General features: G+C 76.3%; 19 protein-coding genes and 1 riboswitch. Of the genes, 14 read left to right on the plus strand and 5 right to left on the minus strand.

The features are described from left to right. The first annotated feature begins 120 nt into the window (after positions 1-120). The 3 genes from ACFXPX_RS30500 to ACFXPX_RS30510 all read left to right on the plus strand — a co-directional run bounded on the left by ACFXPX_RS30500 (position 121) and on the right by ACFXPX_RS30510 (position 4,469). On the plus strand, positions 121-1,773 hold the full coding sequence (locus ACFXPX_RS30500) for an ATP-binding cassette domain-containing protein (protein WP_380644124.1): 1,653 nt from the start codon (positions 121-123) through the stop codon (positions 1,771-1,773). A gap of 699 nt (positions 1,774-2,472) precedes the next feature. Next, positions 2,473-4,131: an ATP-binding cassette domain-containing protein gene (locus tag ACFXPX_RS30505; protein WP_380644125.1), complete on the plus strand. Its 1,659-nt coding sequence runs from the start codon at positions 2,473-2,475 to the stop codon at positions 4,129-4,131. A gap of 164 nt (positions 4,132-4,295) precedes the next feature. Continuing rightward, positions 4,296-4,469: a hypothetical protein gene (locus ACFXPX_RS30510; protein ID WP_380592582.1), complete on the plus strand. Its 174-nt coding sequence runs from the start codon at positions 4,296-4,298 to the stop codon at positions 4,467-4,469. Between the two features lie 114 nt (positions 4,470-4,583). On the opposite strand, the gene ACFXPX_RS30515 is transcribed toward ACFXPX_RS30510, so the two are convergent. Further along, entirely contained in the window at positions 4,584-5,669 is a 1,086-nt protein-coding gene (locus tag ACFXPX_RS30515; protein WP_380644126.1) for a Zn-dependent alcohol dehydrogenase, read from the minus strand. Between the two features lie 303 nt (positions 5,670-5,972). On the opposite strand from ACFXPX_RS30515, the gene ACFXPX_RS30520 reads away from it, so the two are divergent. The 4 genes from ACFXPX_RS30520 to ACFXPX_RS30535 all read left to right on the plus strand — a co-directional run bounded on the left by ACFXPX_RS30520 (position 5,973) and on the right by ACFXPX_RS30535 (position 10,244). Beyond that, a complete protein-coding gene (locus tag ACFXPX_RS30520; RefSeq protein ID WP_380644127.1) occupies positions 5,973-6,623 on the plus strand; it encodes a class I SAM-dependent methyltransferase in 651 nt (216 codons plus the stop codon). A 207-nt stretch (positions 6,624-6,830) separates the two neighbouring features. After that, a complete protein-coding gene (locus tag ACFXPX_RS30525; RefSeq protein WP_380644128.1) occupies positions 6,831-8,126 on the plus strand; it encodes a hypothetical protein in 1,296 nt (431 codons plus the stop codon). Between the two features lie 7 nt (positions 8,127-8,133). Next, positions 8,134-9,111, plus strand: coding sequence for an N-acetylmuramoyl-L-alanine amidase (locus tag ACFXPX_RS30530; protein WP_380644129.1), 978 nt, complete (start codon positions 8,134-8,136; stop codon positions 9,109-9,111). Between the two features lie 209 nt (positions 9,112-9,320). Further along, positions 9,321-10,244: a hypothetical protein gene (locus ACFXPX_RS30535; protein ID WP_380529461.1), complete on the plus strand. Its 924-nt coding sequence runs from the start codon at positions 9,321-9,323 to the stop codon at positions 10,242-10,244. Positions 10,245-10,341: 97 nt separating this feature from the next. Here ACFXPX_RS30535 and ACFXPX_RS30540 read toward each other — a convergent pair whose 3' ends face one another. The 3 genes from ACFXPX_RS30540 to ACFXPX_RS30550 form a co-directional block, all read right to left on the minus strand. Next, positions 10,342-11,403: a prenyltransferase gene (locus ACFXPX_RS30540; protein WP_375887942.1), complete on the minus strand. Its 1,062-nt coding sequence runs from the start codon at positions 11,401-11,403 to the stop codon at positions 10,342-10,344. Then, positions 11,400-12,152 carry a class I SAM-dependent methyltransferase gene (locus ACFXPX_RS30545; protein WP_380529463.1) on the minus strand — a complete coding sequence of 251 codons (753 nt, stop codon included), beginning with the start codon at positions 12,150-12,152 and terminating at the stop codon, positions 11,400-11,402. The genes ACFXPX_RS30540 and ACFXPX_RS30545 overlap by 4 nt, the downstream gene beginning before the upstream one ends. A gap of 98 nt (positions 12,153-12,250) precedes the next feature. Continuing rightward, on the minus strand, positions 12,251-13,561 hold the full coding sequence (locus ACFXPX_RS30550; RefSeq protein WP_380594061.1) for a glycosyltransferase family 4 protein: 1,311 nt from the start codon (positions 13,559-13,561) through the stop codon (positions 12,251-12,253). A 262-nt stretch (positions 13,562-13,823) separates the two neighbouring features. Here ACFXPX_RS30550 and ACFXPX_RS30555 point away from each other — a divergent pair, with 262 nt between their 5' ends. From ACFXPX_RS30555 to ACFXPX_RS30585, 7 genes are all read left to right on the plus strand, one after another. Next, positions 13,824-14,444, plus strand: coding sequence for a TetR family transcriptional regulator (locus tag ACFXPX_RS30555; protein WP_380529467.1), 621 nt, complete (start codon positions 13,824-13,826; stop codon positions 14,442-14,444). A gap of 139 nt (positions 14,445-14,583) precedes the next feature. Continuing rightward, positions 14,584-14,664: riboswitch (cobalamin riboswitch) on the plus strand. 112 nt (positions 14,665-14,776) lie between these two features. Further along, positions 14,777-16,033 (plus strand): prenyltransferase/squalene oxidase repeat-containing protein, encoded by a 1,257-nt coding sequence (locus ACFXPX_RS30560; RefSeq protein WP_380644130.1) that lies wholly within the window; start codon positions 14,777-14,779, stop codon positions 16,031-16,033. Further along, positions 16,033-16,734, plus strand: coding sequence for an SCO2322 family protein (locus tag ACFXPX_RS30565; protein ID WP_380644131.1), 702 nt, complete (start codon positions 16,033-16,035; stop codon positions 16,732-16,734). Before ACFXPX_RS30560 ends, ACFXPX_RS30565 begins: the two co-directional genes overlap by 1 nt. Before the next feature lie 43 nt (positions 16,735-16,777). After that, a complete protein-coding gene (locus tag ACFXPX_RS30570; RefSeq protein WP_380644132.1) occupies positions 16,778-17,893 on the plus strand; it encodes an energy-coupling factor transporter transmembrane protein EcfT in 1,116 nt (371 codons plus the stop codon). Then, positions 17,890-19,491 (plus strand): ABC transporter ATP-binding protein, encoded by a 1,602-nt coding sequence (locus ACFXPX_RS30575; RefSeq protein WP_380529473.1) that lies wholly within the window; start codon positions 17,890-17,892, stop codon positions 19,489-19,491. Before ACFXPX_RS30570 ends, ACFXPX_RS30575 begins: the two co-directional genes overlap by 4 nt. Further along, positions 19,488-20,324: an ECF transporter S component gene (locus ACFXPX_RS30580; RefSeq protein WP_380529475.1), complete on the plus strand. Its 837-nt coding sequence runs from the start codon at positions 19,488-19,490 to the stop codon at positions 20,322-20,324. Before ACFXPX_RS30575 ends, ACFXPX_RS30580 begins: the two co-directional genes overlap by 4 nt. A 37-nt stretch (positions 20,325-20,361) precedes the next feature. After that, the gene (locus ACFXPX_RS30585) at positions 20,362-21,015 is read left to right on the plus strand and encodes a hypothetical protein (RefSeq protein ID WP_380644133.1); all 654 of its coding nucleotides are present in this window, start codon (positions 20,362-20,364) and stop codon (positions 21,013-21,015) included. Between the two features lie 25 nt (positions 21,016-21,040). Here ACFXPX_RS30585 and ACFXPX_RS30590 read toward each other — a convergent pair whose 3' ends face one another. Further along, positions 21,041-21,502, minus strand: a complete 462-nt coding sequence (locus ACFXPX_RS30590; RefSeq protein ID WP_375887918.1) for a hypothetical protein — start codon at positions 21,500-21,502, stop codon at positions 21,041-21,043. Between the last annotated feature and the right edge of the window lie 36 nt (positions 21,503-21,538).

Genomic DNA, 21,538 nt, shown 5'->3' on the forward strand with positions numbered 1-21,538 from the left:
GCCCTCGCCTGTCCGGACAGGCGAGGGCGGCACCCGCCTTCCCGCACCCTCCTTCCCGCACCCGCCTTCCCGCACCCGCCTTCCCACGCCCGCGTCCAACTCACCGACAGGAGGCCGGACTTGCCACGACGACCCACCGGATGGACACTCGCACTCGGCATCGCCCTGCCGGTCGAGGCCGCCACCACCCTCGCACTGCCCGCCGTCCTCGCCGCAGCCGTCGACGCCGCCCTCGCCCACCGGACCGGGACCGCCCTCGCCCCACCCGCCCTCCTGCTGCTGACGGCCGCCGCCGCCAACGCCACCGCGGCGGCCGCCGGACCGGCCTGCTCGGCCGAGGGCACCGCCGCCCTGCGCGGGCGCCTGCTCCGCCACCTCCTCGCCCTCGGGCCCGGCGGCCGCCTGCACGGCGGGCCGCCACCCGGCGACCTCGCCGCCCGGCTCCTCGGCTCGGCCGCCGACGCGGGCGGCCGGCTCCCCGCCGTACTCGGCGCGGCCACCGCGCTGCTCACCTCGATCGGCGCGATCCTCGGACTCGCCGCGCTCTCGCCGTGGCTGGCACTCGCCTTCTTCGCGGGCGTGGTGCCCGGCGTGCTGCTCATCCGGCTCTTCCTGCACCGGGCCGGGCCGGTGTTCGCCCGCTACCAGGAGGTGCAGGCCGAACTCGCGGCCCGGCTCAGCGGCGCCCTCACCGGGCTGCGCAGCATCCACGCGGCGCGCGCCGAACACCGCGAAGCCGCCCGGGTCCTGGCCCCGCTCCCGGACCTGTCCGCGGCCGGACACGCGCTCTGGGCCGCCCAGCGGCGCACCGCCTGGCAGGCCACCCTGCTGATCGCCCTGGTCGAGATCACCGTGCTCGCCACCGCCGGGGCGCTGCTCGCCGACGGCACCCTCGCCCCCGGCGCGCTCGCCGCGGCGGCGGGCTGGGCGGCGCTCGGCGCGGGGCTCTTCGAACAGGTGGAGTCGCTGGTCGGGGTCGCCCACGCGCGCGCCGGGCAGGCCCGGGTCGACGAACTGCTGGCGCTCGCACCGGCCCCGGCCGGCCCGGCGGCCCTCCCGGCGGGCGGGCCCGGCGAGGTCACCCTGCGGGGCGTGGTGGTGCGCGACGGCGAACGGGTCCTGCTCGGCCCGCTCGACCTCACCGTCCCCGGCGGCCGCACCGTCGCCCTGGTCGGGCACTCCGGTGCCGGGAAGTCACTGCTCGCCGCACTGCCGGGGCGACTGCGCGACCCCGACGAGGGCACCGTACTGATCGACGGCGTCCCGGTGGACACCCTGTCCCCCACCGCCCTGCGGGACGCCGTCGGCTACGCCTTCGCCCGGCCCGACCTGGTCGGCCGCACCGTCCGCGACGCCCTCGCCGGAGCGGGCCCGGCCGAAGCCGCGGCCGCGTGCGCGGACGGCTTCCTGGCCCGGCTCCCCCACGGCTGGGACACCCCGCTCGACGACCTCCAGCTCTCCGGCGGCGAACTCCAACGCCTCGGCCTCGCCCGGCTGCTGGCCCGCCCCACCCGCGTCGTCGTCCTCGACGACGCCACCTCCGGCCTGGACCTCGCCACCGAGTACCAGGTCACCGAGGCCCTCGACCGCGCCACCCACGGACGCACCCGGCTGGTCGTCGCCCACCGCGCGACCGTCGCCGCCCGCGCCGACCTCGTCGCCTGGCTCGACGGGGGCCGCCTCCGCGCCCTCGCCCCCCACACCCGCCTCCTCGCCCACCCCGACTACCGCGCCACCCTCTCGGCCACCACCCTCCAGGCAGCCACGACGTGACGCACCGGAAGTCGACCTGACCGACTTCCGGTGCGGGGGGACCGGCCACCCTCTGCCCTGCCGCGCTCTCGACGCTTCCTCCCAGCCGCACCGGAAGTCGAGCTCATCGACTTCCGGTGCGGGGAGATCAGCCGGCACCCCCGCCCTACCGCCCCACCGCGCCCTCCGCGCCTGCACCAGAAGTCGACCGGGTCGACTTCTCGCGCACGCCGCTCAGCCACCACGCCCTGACCGCACGGGAAGTCGGCCCGATCGACTTCCCGTCCTCTCCGAAAGCCGACTGGATCGACGTCCATGGGATTGCCCACCTCGCACCGCACAAGCACCCACGCCAACCCCGACACCGGAAGTCGGCAGGGCCGACTTCCGGTGCAACCGCCGCCCCGAGCAGGCCACCGACGGGCGCCGGGCGCATCGACCTGGCGGTCCGCCCGCCCCGGAGGAGAGGCGGACGCGCCCAAGCGCCGGCATCGGCCACGGTGGCGGCTGCTGGCACGGCCCTTGCGGGCCGCGCGGGGCGGGGCACGGGTGTCGGTGGCCGAGGAGCTGCGGCCGGGGGCGAGCGCGCCGATACCCGAGGTGGGCACGGTGGCGGGCCGGGGGCGGGGGCGAGGCCGTCGGCGCACCCCGGAATGGAGGCAGCGGCACCGCGGGGTCGGGATGGTCGTAGGGGCGATGCGGGGCACGCGAGGAGCCCTGGTGGGGTTGCTCGTCTGGTCGGGGGTCGAGGCGGTGCCGCCGCTGGTGTCCGGCTTGTTGGTGTCGGCCGCCGTCGATCAGGGGTTCCTGGCCGGGCGGCCGGGGGTCGGGGTGGCCTGGTTGGGCGGGTTCGGGGCGGCGATGGCGGTGCGGGCGTACGCGGCGCGGGCCAGGTTCCCGTACCTCGCGGGGGTGGTGGAGCCGCTGCGAAACGCGCTGGTGGAGCGGGTGGTCCGCGGTGCCCTGGCGCGGCCGCGGGCGGATCCGGCCGCCGTCGCGCGGTTGACCGAACAGGTGGAGTCCGTACGGCAGTTGACCGCGACGCTGCTCCGCACGCTGCGCGGGGTGGGGGTCACGCTGGTCGCCGCCCTGGTCGGGCTGGCGCTGCTGGCGCCGGCCGTGCTGCCGCTGGTGCTGGTGCCGCTGCTGGCGGCCGGGCTGCTGTTCGTGCGGCTGCTGCGGCCGTTGGCGGCCGGGCGGCGGGCGGCGGTCCTGGCCGAGGAACGGCTCGCCGCCGAGGCCGGGCGGGCGTTGCGCGGGCTGCGCGACGTGCAGGCGACGGGGGCGGGCGACGCGGTCGCCCGGGCGCTGACCGGGGTGGCGCAGGAGAGCGCGGCCGCCTCCCGGGCGCTGGGCCGGGCGTCGGCCCTGCGCGCGATCGTGGTGGCGCTCGGCGGGCGGCTGCCGGTCCTGGCCGTCCTGGCGGCGGCGCCCTGGCTGCTGGCGCACGACGCGCTGACGGCGGGCGGGCTGCTCGGCGTCGCCACCTACCTCCTCCAGCAACTGGACCCGGCCGTACGGACGTTGGCGGGAACGGTCGGCGGCTGGCTGCTCAATCTCGGCGTGGTGCTGGACCGCCTGGCGGAATCGACCACCGAGTCCGGGCCCAACCCCACGCCAACCCCCGTCCCCACCCCCGGCGTGCCGCTCGGCGCGGTCCGGCTGCTCGGGGTGCGGTACGCCCACGGACCGGGCGCTCCGGCTGTGCTGGACGGGGTGGACGCGGAGTTCCGCCCTGGGGAGCACGTGGCGGTGGTCGGGCCGAGCGGGGTGGGGAAGTCGACCCTGGCGGGGCTGCTGGCGGGCCTGGTGGCGCCGACGGCGGGGGCGGTGGTGGTCGGTGGCGGCCCGCGCGGGGTGGCGCTGCTGCCGCAGGAGGCGTACGTGTTCCCGGGGTCGGTGCGGGAGAACCTGACCTGGCTCGCCCCGGGCGCGTCCGGGCGGGAGGTCGCGGAGGCCGTCGGGCGACTGGGGGCGGACGGGCTGGTGGCGCGGCTGGGCGGGTTGGCCGGCGCGCTGCGCGATCCGGGTGAACTGTCCTCCGGTGAGCGCCAGTTGCTGGCTCTGGTGCGGACGTACCTGGCGGACGCGCCGGTGGTGGTGCTGGACGAGGCGACCTGCCATCTGGAGGCGGCCGCGGAGGAGCGGGTGGAGCGGGCGTTCGCCGCGCGGCCGGGGACGCTGGTGGTGGTCGCGCACCGGATCAGTTCGGCGCTGCGGGCGGACCGGGTGCTGCTGCTGGACGGCGGTCGCGGACTGCTGGCCCGGCACGGCGACCTCCAGGTGCTGTCGCCGTTCTACCGCGAGCTCGTCGGCCACTGGCTGGGTTCTTCCAGGGTGGCCCCCGGGGCCGCGGGCGGGGCGGGACTCGCCCCATGAGGTCGATAGGATCTCGTCCGTCCCGGCCGTTATGGTGGCCGGGGCACGGGCCGCGATCACCGGCTGTGGGCGCGTTCCGAGCGCCCGATCGGGGACCCGACCGTGTGCCGCAGGCATCGGACGGGCGCCGATGACCTGCACCCTCGCACGGAAGACGATTTCTCATGTCCGACACCCTCACCGACACCACGGGCCCTGCGGTCAACGGGACCGACGCCGACGAGAAGACGGCCGAGGACACCGCGTCGCACGGCCGCCACCGCGGCGGCTCGGCCGACGACGACACCCCTGGGGCGGACCCGCACGGCCGCCACCGCGCCGCCGGCGCCCGGGGCTGATCCGCCGAACACACCGACACACCCCGCGAGGGCCCGCCGAGGAGACTTCCCGGCGGGCCCTCGCAAGTCACTCCGACCCCGCGCCCCACCCCCACCGCACTGTGGGGCGGGGCGTCAGGAGTCCAGCGAGATCACCGTCCGCAGCGCCTCGCCGCTGCGCATCTGCTCGATCGCCCGGTTCACCTCGGCCAGCCCGACCCGGTGGGTGATCATCCCGTCGAGGTCGATCCGCCCGGCCCGCCAGAGGTCCACGACCAGGGCGATCGTGCGGGCGACCGGCGCCCCGCCGTACAGCGAGGGCAGCAGCCGCTTCTCGTTGAAGAACAGTTCCCCCATGGTGAACTGGGCGAGGTCGTCCTGCGCGCCCGCGCCGATGACGACGACGGCGCCGCCGCGCCGGGCGGCGTCGTAGCCGGCCCGGACGGTGGCCGCGCGGCCGACGGCCTCGAAGACGTGGTCGAAGCCGCCGCCGGGCAACCCCTTGGCGAACGCCTTGAGTTCCTCGGGCGCGATGGCCTCGGTGGCGCCGAAGGCGAGGGCCCGTTCGCGGCGCGAGGCGACCGGGTCGACCACGGTGATCCGGGCGGCGCCGCAGACCCGGGCGCCCTGGACGGTGGCCACGCCGACACCGCCCGCGCCGATCACCGCGACCGAGGAACCGGGCTCCACCTGGGCGGTGTTGACGGCGGCGCCGATGCCGGTGGTCACGCCGCAGCCGATCAGGGCGGCGGCTTCGTAGGGCAGGTCGGCGGGCACCTTGATCACCGCGTCGGCGGCGACCACCACCTCCTCGGCGAAGGCGCCGGTGCCGTAGAAGCCGGAGGCCTCGGTGCCGTCGTCGGCGAGCCGGAAGCCGGGGGCGCCGAGCCGCCGCAGGCTGGCGATGCAGAGGTGGCCGCGGCCGCGCTCGCAGTGGGCGCAGCGTCCGCAGGGGGCCATCCAGCAGAGCACCACGCGGTCGCCGGGGGCGACGCCGGTGACGCCCTCGCCGACCTCGACGACGTCCCCGGCGCCCTCGTGCCCGGGGACGAAGGGCGCGGGCTGCGGCAGGATCCCGCTCATCGCGGAGAGGTCCGAGTGGCACAGGCTGGCGGCGCGCATCCGGACCCGTACGGTGCCCGGTCCGAAGCCGAGCGCCGTGACGTCCTCGCGGACGTCGAGGGTGTCCTGGCCGGTCTTGTGCAGGACGGCTGCGCGCATGGGCTGCTCCCGGTGTGCCTCGGGTCATCGGGTCAAGGGTCGGGGGCGATTCTGGCACGGCCGCCGGGCACGGACTAGAACGCGTTCCAGAACGGCGCGGGGGCGGCGGCCCGGCGGAGTGATCACAGTACGAACAAGCCCTCCGCGCAGCGACGATCCGGCCCGCCATCATGATCGCTGTGCTCACGGCCTCGGCCGACGGCGCACCGCCGACCGGACCGGCCGACCTCCCGGCGGCCGCCCCGCTACCGTCGAGTAGGGTCCGAGCACGTCCGTCCGCCGCCCGAACCCGAGGAGCACCGCATGTCCGACCTGCTGGAGGGCGCCCGCCCGGCGCCGGAGGTGCTGGCGGCGTTCGAGACGGCCACCGGGTTCATGCCGGTGGACGAGGGCCTCGCGCTCTACGAGGCGGCGGTGGCGGCGGCCCGGCGCACCGGGCTGCCGGTGCTGGAGATCGGCACCTACTGCGGCCGCTCGGCGGTCCTGCTGGCCGCCGCGGCCCGGGAGGCCGGGACGGTCGCGCTGACCGTGGACCACCACCGCGGCTCGGAGGAGCAGCAGCCGGGCTGGGAGTACCACGACCCGACCCTGGTGGACCCGGAGGTCGGCCGGATGGACACCCTGCCCCGGTTCCGCCGCACCCTGCACGCGGCGGGGCTGGAGGAGCACGTGGTCGCGCTGGTCGGCCGCTCGCCGCAGATCGCCGCGCTGTGGGGGCGCCCGCTCGCCCTGGTCTTCATCGACGGCGGGCACACCGACGAGCACGCCACCGGCGACTACGAGGGCTGGGCGCCGCACCTGGCGCCGGAGGGCCTGCTGGTGGTGCACGACGTGTTCCCGGACCCGGCGGACGGCGGCCAGGCCCCGTACCGGGTCTACCTGCGGGCGCTGGCCGAGGGCTTCGAGGAGGTCTCGGTGACCGGTTCGCTGCGCGTCCTGCGCCGGGCCGCCTAGCCCTGTCCGCCCGAGGCTCCCGCACACCGGCCCCCGCCCCGACCGCACCGCGCGATACCCCCCGCAGCCACGCCCCGATGCTCTAACGTCGTGCCTGGGCTGTCGGGCGGGGGTTCGAACGGTACGGTGTCCGCGCAGCACCAGGCAGCTGCGGCACGGGCGGCAGCACCAGGCAGAGCATCGGCGGACGGTGGGGGCCAGCGGCACATGACGGACCAGCACAACACCGCTCCGGCGGTCTGGGACCCGACCGCGCGCGGCGGCGCGGGCGGCTGGGTCCGCAATCCGCAGCGCCCGGACGCCGGGCCCGACCCCGCCGCACCGACCGGCGCCCCCGCCCCGGGCGCGGCCGAGGACCAGGACCCGCCGCTGGGCGGCCGCCCGTACCTGTCCACCGCCCCGGGCTTCGGCCCGGCGCCGGACATGTCGGGCCCGGCCACCCCGCCGCCCCCGCCCCCGGGCCCCGGCGCGCCCACCGCCGCCCTCCCCCGGATCGCCCCGGCGCCGGGCGCCCCGCCCGCGGCCGCGCCGTTCCCCTCGCACGCGACCCCGCAGGACCGCGGCACCCAGGGCGGGCCGCTCCCCGGCCCCGGGTACGTCTACCCGCCGCCGCCTTCGGCCGGCAACCCGTACCAGCAGGCCGCGGACCAGCAGGGCGGGTACGGGTACCCGCCGCCGCCCTACCCGCAGACCCCGCAGAACCCGCAGGCCCCGTACAGCGCCCCGCCGTACCCGGCCCGGCCGGACCACCCGGCCGCCCTCCCGCCCGACCACGAGGACGACGGGGACCGCCCGGGCAACCGCCGGGCCCCGCTGCTGATCGGCTTCGCGGTCCTGCTGGTGCTGGCGGTCGGCGGCGGCCTGCTGTACGCGGCCCAGGGCGGTGACAAGGGCGGCCAGGCCGCGCCCACCCCGCCGGCCGGCGCCGCGACCGGTGCCGGCAACCCGCCGCCCGCCCCGGCGCCCACCGGCACGGACGCCGCGCCCGGCGCCACGGCCACGCCCTCCGACACCCCGGCCCCGTCCGCGACCACGGCCGGCCCGAACGCCAAGGCCCAGGCCCAGGCGCTGGACGGACTGCTCACCGAGGGCGGCAACGCCAGGACGCAGATCGGCAACGCCGTCGCCAAGGTCAGCAGCTGCCCGTCGAAGGCCGACATCGAGAGCGCGGCGCAGGTCTTCGACAGCGGGGCCGGCCAACGCCAGGGGCTGCTGGGCAAGCTCGCCAAGCTGAGCGTCACGGACGTCCCGGGCGGCGCGGACGCGGTGAACTCGTTGAAGTCCGCCTGGCAGCTGTCCGCCGACATCGACAAGGCGTACGCGGCCTGGGCCCGCGCCGTGGCCAAGCAGGGCTGCTCCGGCAACGCGCCGAGCACGCCGGACAAGAAGCACGCGGACGAGCTCAACCCGCAGGCGACCCAGGCGAAGAACGACTTCCTGACCAAGTGGAAGCCGATCGCGGACGCCTACGGCCTCACCCCGCCCACCTCGGACAGGATCTGAACAGCCCGTGACCGGCCCGACCTCCCCCGCCCCCCGCCGTTCCGCCCTGCTGCGCACCGCCACCGCGGTGGCGGTGGTCGTTCCGCTCTGCACGGCGGGCTGGTTCGGGTGGCAGGCCCTGGACGGCTCCGGCCCGGTGGCCGCCACGGCCGCCGCGCAGCCCGCCTCGTCGCCGACCGGCGCCACCCCGACCGACCCGTCCCCGGAGCCGGCGACGGGCACGACGACGAGCCCCGCCCCGGACCCGACGCCCGGCGCGCCCACCGGTACGCCGACGCCCGCCGCCACCCCGCAGGCCCCGGCCGGCGGCGGCGACCTGGCCGGCCGCACCGTGGTGCTCGACCCCGGCCACAACCCCGGCAACTTCTCCCACCCCACCGAGATCAACCGTCAGGTGGACGTCGGCAACGGCCACAAGGAGTGCGACACCACCGGCACCGAGACCAACGCGGGCTACACCGAGGCCGACTACACCCTGGACGTCACCCGCCGGGCCCGCGCCCTGCTCACCGCCCGGGGCGCCAAGGTCGTCATGGTGCAGGACGGCGACCGCCCGTGGGGCCCGTGCGTCGACGAGCGCGCCAGGGCGGGCGCCGACGCCCACGCGGACGTCGCGCTGTCGGTGCACGGCGACGGCGCGCCGGCGAGCGGCAGCGGCTTCCACGTGATCCTGCCCGCCAAGGTGGTCGCCGGTACGGCGGACAACTCCGCGATCATCGAACCCTCGCGCCGGCTGGGCCTGCTGCTGCGCGACCGCTTCCACGCCGCGACCGGCGAGCCGTACGCCGACTACATCGCCAAGGACGGCCTGGACACCCGCTCCGACCTGGGCGGCCTCAACCTCTCCGCGGTTCCCAAGGTGTTCATCGAGTGCGGTAACATGCGCAACTCCGCGGACGCCCGACGGATGACGGACCCTCAGTGGCGGCAGCAGGCCGCCCAGGGGATCGCCGACGCGCTGGGCGCCTTCCTGACCACCCACTGACCGGACCGGGCAAGGGAGTTGGGGCGAAGCGGGCCGACCGGCGGACACCCGCCGAGTCGGCACGGTTTGCAACGACTTCGACCCGTTCCCGGTCCCGCCGTGCACCGGTGGGACGGTTGGGCCTAGGCTTCTGGTCCGTTCGGGAGTTTCGGCCGGTCGGACCGACCGCACGAAGCACCGTCCACGACACGTCAACGAGGGGAACGTAAGTGAATCTGCGCGCTCTCACCAGGGGAGACGCCGCCGTCGCAGGCGCGGCCGTCCTGCTGTTCATCGCCTCCTTCCTGCCCTACTGGACCGTGGACTGCAGCGGCCGGTACTGCGGGGACACCTCGCAGAACGCGTGGAGCACCCAGCTGTTCCCCATCCTGCCGTCGATCTACCTCCTGGGGATCGCCGCGGCCGTCCTGATCCTGGTGCAGCGCTTCCAGGGCCCCGCCGCGGCCAACCGCCAGGTGCTCGGCCTGCGGCTGGACCAGTGGGGCATCGCGTTCAGCGTCGCCGCGCTCTGGACCTCGGTCTGGGCGCTCGGCGGGGGCCCGTCGGCCACCACGCTCAGCCACGGCTTCGGCGCCTGGCTCGGCCTCATCTCGCTGCTCGTGCTGGCCGGTGCGGCCGCGGCCGCACCGCTGGTGCCGGCGCTCAAGGCCCCGCTGGTCAACGAGCGCCCGGCCGTCCCGTACCAGGGCGGCTACCCGATGCCGGGTCAGCCCGGCCACCCGGGTGCCCCCGGCCAGCCCGGCCCGGGCCAGTACGGCTACCCGAACCAGGGTCACGACCCGGCCTTCGGCGCCCAGCCGGCCGGTGGCTACGGCTACCCGGCCGCCGGCCAGCCGCAGCCGGGCCAGCCGGTGCAGGCCGGTCCGCAGGACGCCGCCGCGCCGGCCCCGCAGCCGACCCCGGCCGCCCAGCAGCCGGCCGCCCCGGCGGCGGACTTCCAGCCCTTCTGGTTCGCCGTCCCGGCCCCGCGCCAGCTGGCCCCGAAGGACAACCCGGTCGGCGCCCCGGTCGGCGAGGTCGTGCCGGGCACCTGGTACCTGGCCGTCGAGCAGCGCGGCGCGGCCCTGGTCGCCCAGCTGCCGGACGGCACCCAGGGCGTGCTGGCCGACACCGCCGGCATCCAGCGCGGCTGACGCCGCGGCGCGGACGCGAGCCGCGCGACGGCACGGAGAAGGGGCGGGACCGGATCACCGGTCCCGCCCCTTCCGTGTCCCCGGGGCCGGGAGGCCCTCAGCAGCAGTCCTGGACCACCAGCCCGGCGGGCAGCTGGTCCCCGCCGAAGACCGCGACGGTCGCCGGGTCCCCGCCGAGCGCGGCGACCGCGAGCAGCAGCGCCCCGGCCGTCCAGGTGGTGCGCTCCTCGGGCCAGATCGCGTCGTCCTCGAAGACGTACCCGGTCCAGTACGAGCCGTCCTCGTGCCGCAGGTGCCGCTGGATCCAGCGCAGGATGTCCACCGCGCGGTCGGACTGGCCGATCGCCCAGAGCGCGAGCGCCAGTTCGGCGCTCTCGCCGCCGGTCACCCACGGGCGGTCGCTGACGCAGCGCACGCCGAGGCCGGGGACGACGAAGCGCTCCCAGTCCCGCTCGATCCGCGCCACCGCCGCGTCGCCGCGCAGGCCGGTGCCGAGCACCGGGTAGTACCAGTCCATCGAGTAGCGGTCCTTGTCGAGGAACCGCTCGGGGTGGTGGGCGATGGCGTGCCGCAGCCGGCCGGCCGCGAGCTCCCAGTCGGGCTGCGGCTCCTCCAGGTAGTCGGCGACGGCCAGCCCGCAGCGCAGCGCGTGCAGGATGCTGGACGAGCCGGTCAGCAGCGCCTCCTCGGTGGCCGCGCCGTCCTCGCCGACCCGCCAGGCGATCGGGCCGCCGGGCAGCCGCAGGCCGACGATGAAGTCCAGCGCCCGCCGGACCACCGGCCAGATCCACTCCAGGAAGGCGTCGTCGCCGGTGCTGAGGTGGTGGTGCCAGACCCCGACCGCGATGTACGCGCAGAAGTTGCTCTCCTTGGCCCGGTCGGTGACCGTGCCGTCGGTGTACGCGGCGTACCAGGAGCCGTCGGGGTTCTGCCGGGAGGCGAGCCAGCGGTAGGCGGCCTCGGCGGCGGCGTGCTCCCCGGCGGTGTCCAGGGCCATCGCGGCCTCGGTGTGGTCCCAGGGGTCGAGGTGGTGGCCCGCGAACCAGGGGATGGCACCGTCGGGGCGCTGCTCGGCCAGGATGCTGCGCACGGTGTCGGCCGCCTGCTCGGCGTCCAGCACCCCGTCGAGCAGCAGCACCTCGGGGACGGCGGCGGTCACTCCGCCCCGCCCGGCGCGCGCTCGACCTTGTTCGGCTTGGAGGCGTAGGCGACGAAGCTCTTGCCGATGAGCGGGTTGAGCGCCTTCTCGGCGGCCTTGGTGATCGAGCTGATCACCGGGGTGCCGACGATGTCCCAGACCAGCAGCTGGTGGTAGGCCTTGACCGGCAGCGCCTTGTCGTTGTCCACGCCGACCGCGCACTTGATCCACCAGTACGGCGAGTGCAGGGCGTGCGCGTGGTGGGTGCCGTACGGCTCCAGGCCGGCGTCCTTGAGCTTGCCGAGCAGCTCGTCGCCCCGGTAGATCCGGATGTGGCCGCCCTCGACCTCGTGGTACTCGTCGGACAGCGCCCAGCAGATCTTCTCCGGCAGCCAGCGCGGCACGGTGACGGCGATCAGGCCGCCCGGCTTGAGGACCCGGAACATCTCGTCGAGCACGCCCTTGTCATCGGGTATGTGCTCCATCACCTCGGAGATGATGATCTTGTCGAAGTAGTCGTCCTCGAACGGCAGCGCCAGCGCGTTGCCCTCCATCGCGACCGCCGACGCGCCCTCGGGGGCCTCGCCGGCCAGCTCCATCGCCGCGAACCACTTCTTGACCTCGGCGATCTCCTCGGCGTTCTGGTCGAGGGCGATCACGTTGGCGCCGCGGCGGTAGCACTCGAACGCGTGCCGGCCCCCGCCGCAGCCCAGGTCGAGCACCCGGTCGCCGGGGGCGAGCGGGAAGCGCGAGAAATCGACGGTCAGCACTGCAGGGCTCCCATTTCTATTGCCACCAAGCGTTCTTGACGCTTCGTCAGGTCACACTCGCCTCAACCCCCGGAGCGGCTCGCTCACGAGCCCGCCCCTCAGGGCACGTACCGCCAGCCCGGCCCGGAGCGGGCCCGGGCGCCGACGCCGGTGGCGATCGCCGCGCGGTAGGCCTCGGCGGTCAGCTCGGCGGCCCGCTCCCAGGTGAACCGGGCCAGCACCCGCTCGCGGCCGGCCGCGCCGAGCTCGGCGCGCAGCTCCGGGTCGTCCAGCAGCCGGCCGAGCGCGGCGGCCAGGGCGCCCGCGTCCCCCGGCGGCACCGCCAGGCTGGTCCCGCCGTCCGGCCCGGCCACCTCGGGGATCGCCCCGCCGGTGGTCGCCACCAGCGGGGTGCCGGTGGCCATCGCCTCGGCGGCGGGAAGCGAGAAGCCCTCGTACAGCGACGGGACGCAGGCGACCTCGGCCGAGCGGTACAGGTCGACCAGCTCGCGGTCGCTCAGCCCGGTGCGGAACTCGATGTGCTCCGCCAGCCCGAAGCGGCGCACCGCCTCGGCCACCGGCCCGTCCTCCTTCTGCGGCTTGCCGACCACCACCAGGTGGGCGTCCCGCTCGGTGCGGACCTTGGCCAGCGCCTCGACCAGGAACACCAGGCCCTTGAGCGGCACGTCCGCGCTGGAGGTGGTGACGATCCGGCCCGGGACCCGCTCGATCCGCGCCGAGGGCGACCAGAGCCGGGTGTCGGCGCCGATCGGCACCACCGAGATCGCGCCGGGGGCGGCGCCCAGGTGCTCGGCGATCTCGCGCTGCGAGGTGCCGGAGACGGTGATCACGTGGTCCAGCCGGGCCGCGACCCGGCGCTGCATCCGGGTGAAGGCGTACCAGCGGCGCAGCGACAGCCGCTTGCCCCGGGTGGTGGCCGCGTCCAGCTCCAACTGCCGGTCCACGGTGATCGGGTGGTGGATCGTGGTGACCAGCGGGAAGCCGTGCCGGGCCAGGCCGAGCAGGCCGTAGCCGAGGGTCTGGTTGTCGTGCACCACGTCGTAGCGGCCCTTGTGCCGGGCCAGGTACTGCCGGGCGCGCAGCGAGAAGGTGAGCGGTTCGGGGAAGCCGCCGGTGCGCATGGTGGCGAACTCCAGCACGTCCACCGGGCCGCGGAACTCGCCGCGGGCGGGGGTGCGGAAGGGGTCGTCGGCGCGGTAGAGGTCCAGGCTGGGCAGCTCGACCAGGCGGACCGAGCCGGGGCCCTCGACCTCGTCCAGCACGGGGTAGGGCTGGGCGCCGATCACGTCCACGTGGTGGCCGAGCCGCGCCAGCTCCCGGGAGAGGTGCCGTACGTACACGCCCTGACCGCCGCAGAACGGGTCCCCGCGGTATGACAGCAGGGCAATCCGCAGCGGCTGCGCGGTCATCCTCGGCCCTCATCTCTGGCTGCTATCGGTGCGAGCGGCGCCCAACGGTGGCACCGGTCGCTAAAGTAGATCAGGTTTCAGTGGCTGTGGAACTCGTCATCGACCGTGTGAACAATGAGAGACCTCGAAGATACCGGCCCGTAGCTTTCGCTCAGGAGCCAGGGCTGGTGATTCCCGCCACGCCGGGCCCGACCGACCGCGGGTCGCCTTCGGGTCGACCTTTCTGGAGCACGCCGCCACCCACGCGCCCCCGGGAGCACCCTTGCCGTCGCCGACCACGTCCGTGAGCCCCGCCTCCCCCGCACCGGGCGAGCCGCCGCTGTCCGCGCGCCAGGCCGAGCGGCGCCGCCGCATCCTGCGCGCCGCCACCGCGCTGGCCGCCCGCGGCGGGTACGAGGCGGTGCAGATGCGGGAGGTCGCGGAGAGCGCCCAGGTCGCCCTCGGGACGCTGTACCGGTACTTCCCGTCCAAGGTCCACCTGCTGGTCGCGGTCATGCTGGAGCAGCTCCAGGGGCTCCAGGAGCACATCCGGCGGCACCCGCCGACCGAGCCGGAGCCTGCCCTGCGGGTCGCCGACGCCCTCACCCGGGCCTTCCACGCGCTCCAGCGCGAGCCGCTGCTGGCCGAGGCGATGGTCCGGGCGCTCAGCTTCGCGGACCGCTCGGTCGGCACCGAGGTGGACCAGGTCAGCGCCGCCACCGGACAGCTCATCCTGGACGCGATCGGGCAGTCCGGGCCGCCCAGCGAGGGCCAGCGCGCGGCCGTCCGGGTGATCGAGCACACCTGGCACTCGGCCCTGGTCGCCTGGCTCTCCGGGCGCGCCTCGATCGCCGAGGTCCGGGCCGACCTGCACACCGCGGCCCGGCTGCTCGCACTGCCCTGACGGCCCCGGCCGGCGGGGCGGCCACCGGGGGCGATTACTGGAACCTGTTCCAGCCCCGCGCCGCTCCGGCCGACCCGCGCGCCGCGGCCCGGCGGTTAGAGTCGACGGGCAGCACAACTCCATCCCGCTCCTCCCCCGGGGGAAGCCGGTGCGAATCCGGCGCTGACCCGCAACCGTGAGCCCGACCGCGCCCCCGGCGCCCCGGGCGAGCCGGGGCACCCGGGGAGGGACGAGCGGCGAACCGGGCACCCGCACCCGCCCGGCACCCGTCGAGGACTACGGAACGGCCCCCGCCGGGGCCCGCCACCGCTCACCGAAAGGCACACCGCACCATGCTGACCGCCGCCCGCCTGGGCGCCGCCGCCCTGTCCGCCGCGCTGCTCGCCGGCCTCGCCGCCGGACCGGCCCTCGCCGACAGCCCGTCGCCCACGGCCGCCGCCACCCCGGACGGCCTGTACGGCAAGAGCGACCCGACGTACGACGGCGTCTGGCGGCAGTCCCTCGCGCTCACCGCGCTGACGGCGGCCAAGGTCACCCCCGCCGACTCCGCCGTCGACTGGCTCACCGGACAGCAGTGCGAGGACGGCGGCTGGCCCTCCTACCGGGCCCCCGGCGCGGCCTGCGACCCCAAGACCGAGGACAGCAACGCCACCGCCGTCGCCCTCCAGGCCCTGGTCGCCGTCGGCGGGCACCAGCCCGCCGTCGACAAGGGCCTCCAGTGGCTCAAGGCCAACCAGAACGCCGACGGCAGCTGGGCCTACAACCCCGGCAACCCCGGCGACGCCAACTCCACCGGCCTCGTCGTCAACGCGCTGTTCGCCGCCCGGACCGACCCGGCGAGCATCGCCAAGCCCGGCACCGGCGGCGCCGCCGGGAAGAACGCCTTCGACGGCCTCGCCCGCTTCCAGCTCGGCTGCGCCGCCCCCGCCGACCAGCGCGGCGCCTTCGCCTTCCAGCCCGACCCGGCCGCCGGCACCCTCACCCCCAACACCCTCGCCACCGCCCAGGCCGCCCTCGCCGCCGCCGGCGGGCACCTGCCGGTCGCCTCCTCGGTGCACGCCGACGCCACCGCCAAGCCCCTCGCCTGCGCCGACGGCTCCGCGCCCGCCACCGTGCCGCACGCCGAAGCGGGCGAGGCCGTCAGCGCCTACCTCGCCGCCCAGCTCGGCTCCGGCGACGGGCACCTCACCCTCACCACCCCCGGCGCCGAGCCCAAGCCCGACTACACCGCCACCGCCTGGGCCGCCCTCGCCCTCGTCCAGAGCGGCCACCCCGACGAGGCCACCGACGCCGTCGACTGGCTGGAGGGGCAGGGCGCCACCTGGACCAAGAACGGCACCGACGCCGCCGCCACCGCCACCCTCCTGCTGGTCGGCCAGGCCACCCACCGCGGCGACGCCGCCCTCACCGGCCAGCTCACCGCCCTCGGCCCGGCGCCCAAGGCCGAGGCCGCCTCGACCACCGCCACCCCGGCGAAGAAGAAGAGCGACGGCATCGGGCAGTTCTGGCTGATCATCGTCGGCCTCCTGATCGGCGTCGGCGGCGGGCTGCTGCTCAGCCTCCAGCGCAAGCGCAACCCGAAGCTCTGATGCGGGCGCAGCGTGACGTCGCCGGGGGCCGCGGCCCCCGGCGGGCACCGGCCGCCCTGCTGCTCGCCCTGCTCGGCACCCTGGTCCTGCTGGCCTGCGCCACCCCGGCGCAGGCCGCCGGGTACCGGTACTGGTCGTTCTGGCGCGGGGCCGACGGCGGGGCCTGGACGTACCAGCAGCAGGGGCCCGCGATCTCCGTGCCGCCGGACGGCTCGGTGGACGGCTGGCGGTTCGCCCTCAGCCCGGACGGCGGACAGGACGCCGCCCGGCCGCGCACGGCGTCCGGGTTCGACGGGATCTGCGCCGCCACCCCCGCCCAGGACGGCCGCAAGCGGGTCGCCGTGGTGCTGGACTTCGGCACGGCCCAGGACGCCGGAGCGTCTGCCGCCGCGCCGCCCGGGTCGCGGACCGCCTGCGCGAGCGTCGCACCGCGCGCCACCTCGGCCGAGGTGCTGGCCGCCGTCGCCCCGCCGCTGCGCTACGAGTCCAACGGGATGCTGTGCGCCATCGCCGGCTACCCGGGGGCCGGTTGCGGCGACCAGGTGGACGCGGGCGCCGCCCGGCCCAAGGCCGGCGCCGACGGCGGCAGTAGTGGCAACAGCGGCAGCGGCCCGGACCTCGGCCTGGCCGCCGGCGGCGCGCTGGTCGCCGTCCTCGCCGGTGGCGCCGTCTGGCAGGCGCGCCGCCGCCGTCACTCCTGAGGCGTGCCGTGACACGCCCCGACCCCGTTCCCAGGACAGATCCGTGAGCAGCACCACCCGCAGCACCCGCAGCACCCGCCCGCCCGTCGGACCGCGCCAACTGCACCCCGGGGCCTGGTGGTTGTGGGCACTCGGGCTCGGCGCGGCGGCGACCCGCACCACCAACCCGGTGCTCCTGCTGCTGCTCGCCGCGACCGCCGGGTACGTGGTCGCGGCGCGCCGCGGCGACGCGCCCTGGTCGCGTTCGTACGGGGCGTTCCTGCGCCTCGGACTGCTGGTGCTCGGCATCCGGCTGGCCTTCGCGGTGCTGCTCGGCTCCCCCGTCCCCGGCACCCACACGCTGTTCGGCCTGCCCGAAGTCCCGCTCCCCGCCTGGGCGCAGGGGGTGCGGATCGGCGGGCGGGTCACCCTCGAAGGCGTGCTCGCGGCACTGTACGACGGGCTGCGGCTGGCCACCCTGCTGGTCTGCGTCGGCGCCGCCAACTCGCTGGCCAGCCCCGCCCGGCTGCTGCGCGCCCTGCCCGGCGCGCTCTACGAGGCGGGCGTGGCCGTGGTGGTGGCGATGACCTTCGCGCCGAACCTGGTCGCCGACGTACGCCGGCTGCGCGCCGCCCGCCGCCTGCGCGGCCGCAGCGACCAGGGCGTCGCGGCCGTGCTGAGCGTCGGACTCCCCGTCCTGGAGGGCGCGTTGGAGCGCTCGATCGCCCTGGCCGCGGCGATGGACACCCGCGGCTTCGGCCGCACCGCCGACGTGCCGCGCCGACTGGCCCGGGTGACGGCCGCGCTCACCCTGGCCGGGCTGCTCGGGGTCTGCCTGGCCGCGTACGGACTGCTGACCGCCGGGGGCGCCGGCTGGGCGCCGCCGGTGCTGCTGCTGGGCCTGGCCGCCGCCTTCACCGGACTGCTGCTCGGCAACCGACGGTCCGTCAGATCCAGCTACCGGCCCGACCCGTGGGCGCTGCCGGAGTGGCTGACCGCCGGGTCCGGGGTCGCCGCCGCCGCCCTGTTCAGCTACCTCGCGACACGGGATCCGGCCGCCTTCGCCCCCACCGTCGTCCCGCCGACCGTCCCCGAGCTGCCGCTGGCCGCCGTCCTGGCCGTACTCCTCGGCCTGGTACCGGCCTTCGCCGCCCCGACCCCGCCCCGGAGGGCATCGTGATCACCTTCGAGCAGGTCTCCGTCCGGTACACGGACTCCGCCGCCCCGGCGCTGGCGGGCGTCGACCTCACCGTGCCCGAGGGCGAACTCTGCCTGCTGGTGGGCCCCTCGGGCTCCGGCAAGTCCACCCTGCTGGGCACCGTCAGCGGCCTGGTGCCGCACTTCACCGGCGGGGTGCTGCACGGCCGGGTCACCGTCGGCGGCCGGGACACCCGCGAACACCGGCCGCGTGAACTCGCCGACCTGGTCGGCACCGTGGGCCAGGACCCGGCGGCGCACTTCGTCACCGACACCGTCGAGGACGAACTCGCCTACGGCATGGAGTCGCTGGGCCTGCCCGGCGACGTGATGCGGCGCCGGGTCGAGGAGACCCTCGACCTGCTCGGCCTCGCCGACCTGCGCGACCGCGCCCTGGGCTCGCTCTCCGGCGGCCAGCAGCAGCGCGTCGCGATCGGCTCGGTGCTCACCGTGCACCCGCGCGTCCTGGTCCTGGACGAGCCCACCTCGGCACTCGACCCGGGCGCCGCCGAGGAGGTGCTGGCCGTGCTGCAACGACTGGTGCACGACCTGGGCACCACCGTGCTGATGGCCGAACACCGGCTGGAGCGGGTCGTCCAGTACGCCGACCAGGTGCTGCTGCTGACCCCCGGCGGACCGCCCGTCCTGGGCGAACCCGCCGAGGTGATGGCGCACTCCCCCGTGCACCCGCCGGTGGTCGGCCTCGGCCGGCTCGTCGGCTGGCGGCCGCTGCCGCTGTCCGTCCGGGACGCCCGGCGCAAGGCCGCCGCGCTGCGCGCCGACCTGGACGGGCGCGCGCCCGGCGCCGTCACCGTTCCCGACGCCGCTCCGATCGCCGACTGCGCCCGCCTGGCCGTACGGCGCGGCCCGGTCCAGGCCCTGCGCGGGGTCGACCTGACGCTGCGCCCCGGCGAGATCGCCGCCCTGATGGGCCGCAACGGCGCCGGCAAGTCCACCCTGCTCGGCAGCCTGGTCGGCCTGCACGCCCCCGACTCCGGCCGCGTCACCGTCGGCGGCCGCACCCCGCACCGCACCCGCCCCGCCGAACTGATCCGGCAGGTCGGCCTCGTCCCCCAGGACCCGCGCGACCTGCTCTACGGGGAGAGCGTCGCCGCCGAGTGCGCCGCCGCGGACGCGGACGCCGGGGCCGCCGCGGGCACCTGCCGCACCCTGGTCGGGCGACTGCTGCCCGGCATCGACGGCACCGCCCACCCCCGGGACCTCTCCGAGGGCCAGCGGCTCACCCTCGCCCTCGCCGTCGTCCTCACCGCCAGGCCCCCGCTGCTGCTCCTGGACGAGCCGACCCGCGGCCTGGACTACGCCGCCAAGGCCCGGCTGGTCGAGATCCTGCGCGGGCTCGCGGCCGAGGGGCACGCCGTCCTGCTGGCCACCCACGACGTCGAGCTCGCCGCCGAACTCGCCCACCGCACCCTGATCCTGGCCGAGGGCGAGATCGTCGCCGACGGCCCGACCGCGGAGGTGGTGGTCTCCTCCCCCGCCTTCGCGCCGCAGGTCGCCAAGGTGCTGGCGCCCGGACCGTGGCTCACCGTCCGGCAGGTCGCGGAGGCACTGAACGCATGAGCAGCCGACCCGTACCGCTCGGCCGCCGCTCCGTCGCGGCACTGTCCCTGGTCTCCCTGGTCGGCGTGACGGCCTTCGGCTGGCCGCTGCTCGCCTCCACCGGATCGGCCCTGGTCGGCCACTCCGCCGACGCGCCGTGGCTGTTCGCCCTGCTGCTGCCGCTGCTGCTGGCCGTCGTCATCGCGCAGATCTCCGAAGGCCGTACGGCGGGCGGCGGGGCGCCGGGCCTGGACGCCAAGTCCGTCGCCCTGCTGGGGGTGCTGGCGGCGGCCGGCGCCGCGCTGCGGCCGCTGGGGGCGGGGACGGCGGGCCTGGAGCCGATGTTCTTCCTGATGGTGCTGTCGGGGCGGGTCCTCGGCCCCGGCTTCGGCTTCGTCCTCGGCTCGCTGTCGATGTTCGCCTCCGCGCTGCTCACCGGCGGGGTCGGACCGTGGCTGCCGTTCCAGATGCTCGCCATGGGCTGGGTCTGCCTCGGCGCGGGGCTGCTGCCCGGCCCGGCCGCGCTGCGCGGCCGCCTCGAACTGCTGCTGCTCGCGGGGTACGGCGCCGTCTCCGCCGTCCTGTACGGCACGATCATGAACCTCCAGGGCTGGCCGTACATCGGCGGCCTGGCCGGCTCCATCTCCTTCCACCCCGGCGACCCGCTGTCCGCCAACCTGGTCCGCTTCGCCGCCTACTGCCTCACCACCTCCCTGGGCTGGGACCTCCCGCGCGCCGCCCTCACCGTCGTGCTCTGCCTCACCCTCGGCACCCCCGTCCTGCGCGCCCTGCGCCGCACCACCCGCCGGGCGGCCTTCGACGCCCCCGTCGACTTCCGGCCGCCGCTAGGGTGACCGTTCGAAGCGTCCGCCAGAACGGGAGTCCACCCCAGTGTCCGCAGAATCCCCCGGCTACGAGGCCGACTCCGACACCGAGACCGACACCGACCAGGACGACGATCCCTGGATCACCGCGTACTGCCCCGTCGACCCCGAACTGGCCGCCCGGCTGGTGGCGATGGCGGACCTCGACTGGACGGACGGCGACGTCGGCGAACGCGCGATGACCGACGCCGGCTGGCACTCGACCGGCGACCACCTCGGCGAGCTGAACGAGAAGGCCTGCACACCGGCGGGCCACCTCGCGTACGGCGACGACTGCCTCTTCCTGCCCTTCGCCTACGAGTACTACGTGCACCCCGACGGCGGGATGGCCGAGGACTTCTGGGGCACCCTCCCCGGCTGGCGGAGCAGCACCGACCAGGAGACCGACACCTTCACCGAGCAACTGGACGCCGTAGCCGCCCGGTTCACCACCCTGCTCGGCCCGCCCGACCACGACGTCAGCCACGAACGGCGACCGCACTCCGGCAGCGTCCGGCGCTACCGCGTCTGGCGCCGCGGCGACAACGCCCTGGTGGTGGCCCCGGGCCTGGACCCCTTCTCGTACTCCCAGTTCGAGCACGCCTTCGTCCAGATCCGCCCCCTCCCGGCGGCGGCGCCGCTGCCGCCCGCCGAGGAACTGGTCGACTTCTTCACCTGGTAGTCCTCCCGGCCTGCGCCGGTGGCACTCAGCGGTCCGGGACTCCCCAGTCCAGGGCGGACCGGGCAAGGGCGGCGAGCCCGAGCGCGGCCGGGAGTTCGACGAGGAACGCCATCGCGAGGGCGGTGTACCAGGCGCCGCCGCCCTCGGCGGTCATCACGTCGAACCAGGCGTCGAGGAGGAGCAGGGTGGCGGCTGCGGCGGCGGCCAGGGCGGTCAGGCGTGAGCGCCGGACGAGCAGCCTGGCGGTGGCGATCAGGCCGGCGACCTGGAGGACGTCCATGCCGATCCACACCGTGGACCAGTTCCGGACCTCGGCCTGCCCTCGGGTGGCCGACCCGAGGACCAGGATCCAGGCGAAGAGCAGGACCGAGACGGCGATCAGCGCCCCGCCCAGGAGCGTGCGGGAGCGCTCCGCCGTCGGGTGTGCCGATCCCAGGCGGTCGAGCGCCGCCCGCACCGGCCGACCGTCCCCCGTTGTCGTTCTCATGATCGAGAATCTACCCACCCCCTCGCGGGACCCGGC

Origin of the sequence: Kitasatospora sp. NPDC059146, assembly GCF_042786665.1 — a bacterium.
GTDB lineage: Bacteria > Actinomycetota > Actinomycetes > Streptomycetales > Streptomycetaceae > Kitasatospora.

Excerpts from the sequence above, each read along its gene's own strand:
- ACFXPX_RS30560 (WP_380644130.1), top strand. The coding sequence starts at position 14,777 with ATGCTGACCGCCGCCCGCCTGGGCGCCGCCGCCCTGTCCGCCGCGCTG.
- ACFXPX_RS30550 (WP_380594061.1), bottom strand. The coding sequence starts at position 13,561 with ATGACCGCGCAGCCGCTGCGGATTGCCCTGCTGTCATACCGCGGGGAC.
- ACFXPX_RS30590 (WP_375887918.1), bottom strand. The coding sequence starts at position 21,502 with ATGAGAACGACAACGGGGGACGGTCGGCCGGTGCGGGCGGCGCTCGAC.
- ACFXPX_RS30525 (WP_380644128.1), top strand. The coding sequence starts at position 6,831 with ATGACGGACCAGCACAACACCGCTCCGGCGGTCTGGGACCCGACCGCG.
- ACFXPX_RS30580 (WP_380529475.1), top strand. The coding sequence starts at position 19,488 with ATGAGCAGCCGACCCGTACCGCTCGGCCGCCGCTCCGTCGCGGCACTG.
- ACFXPX_RS30510 (WP_380592582.1), top strand. The coding sequence starts at position 4,296 with ATGTCCGACACCCTCACCGACACCACGGGCCCTGCGGTCAACGGGACC.
- ACFXPX_RS30520 (WP_380644127.1), top strand. The coding sequence starts at position 5,973 with ATGTCCGACCTGCTGGAGGGCGCCCGCCCGGCGCCGGAGGTGCTGGCG.
- ACFXPX_RS30515 (WP_380644126.1), bottom strand. The coding sequence starts at position 5,669 with ATGCGCGCAGCCGTCCTGCACAAGACCGGCCAGGACACCCTCGACGTC.
- ACFXPX_RS30565 (WP_380644131.1), top strand. The coding sequence starts at position 16,033 with ATGCGGGCGCAGCGTGACGTCGCCGGGGGCCGCGGCCCCCGGCGGGCA.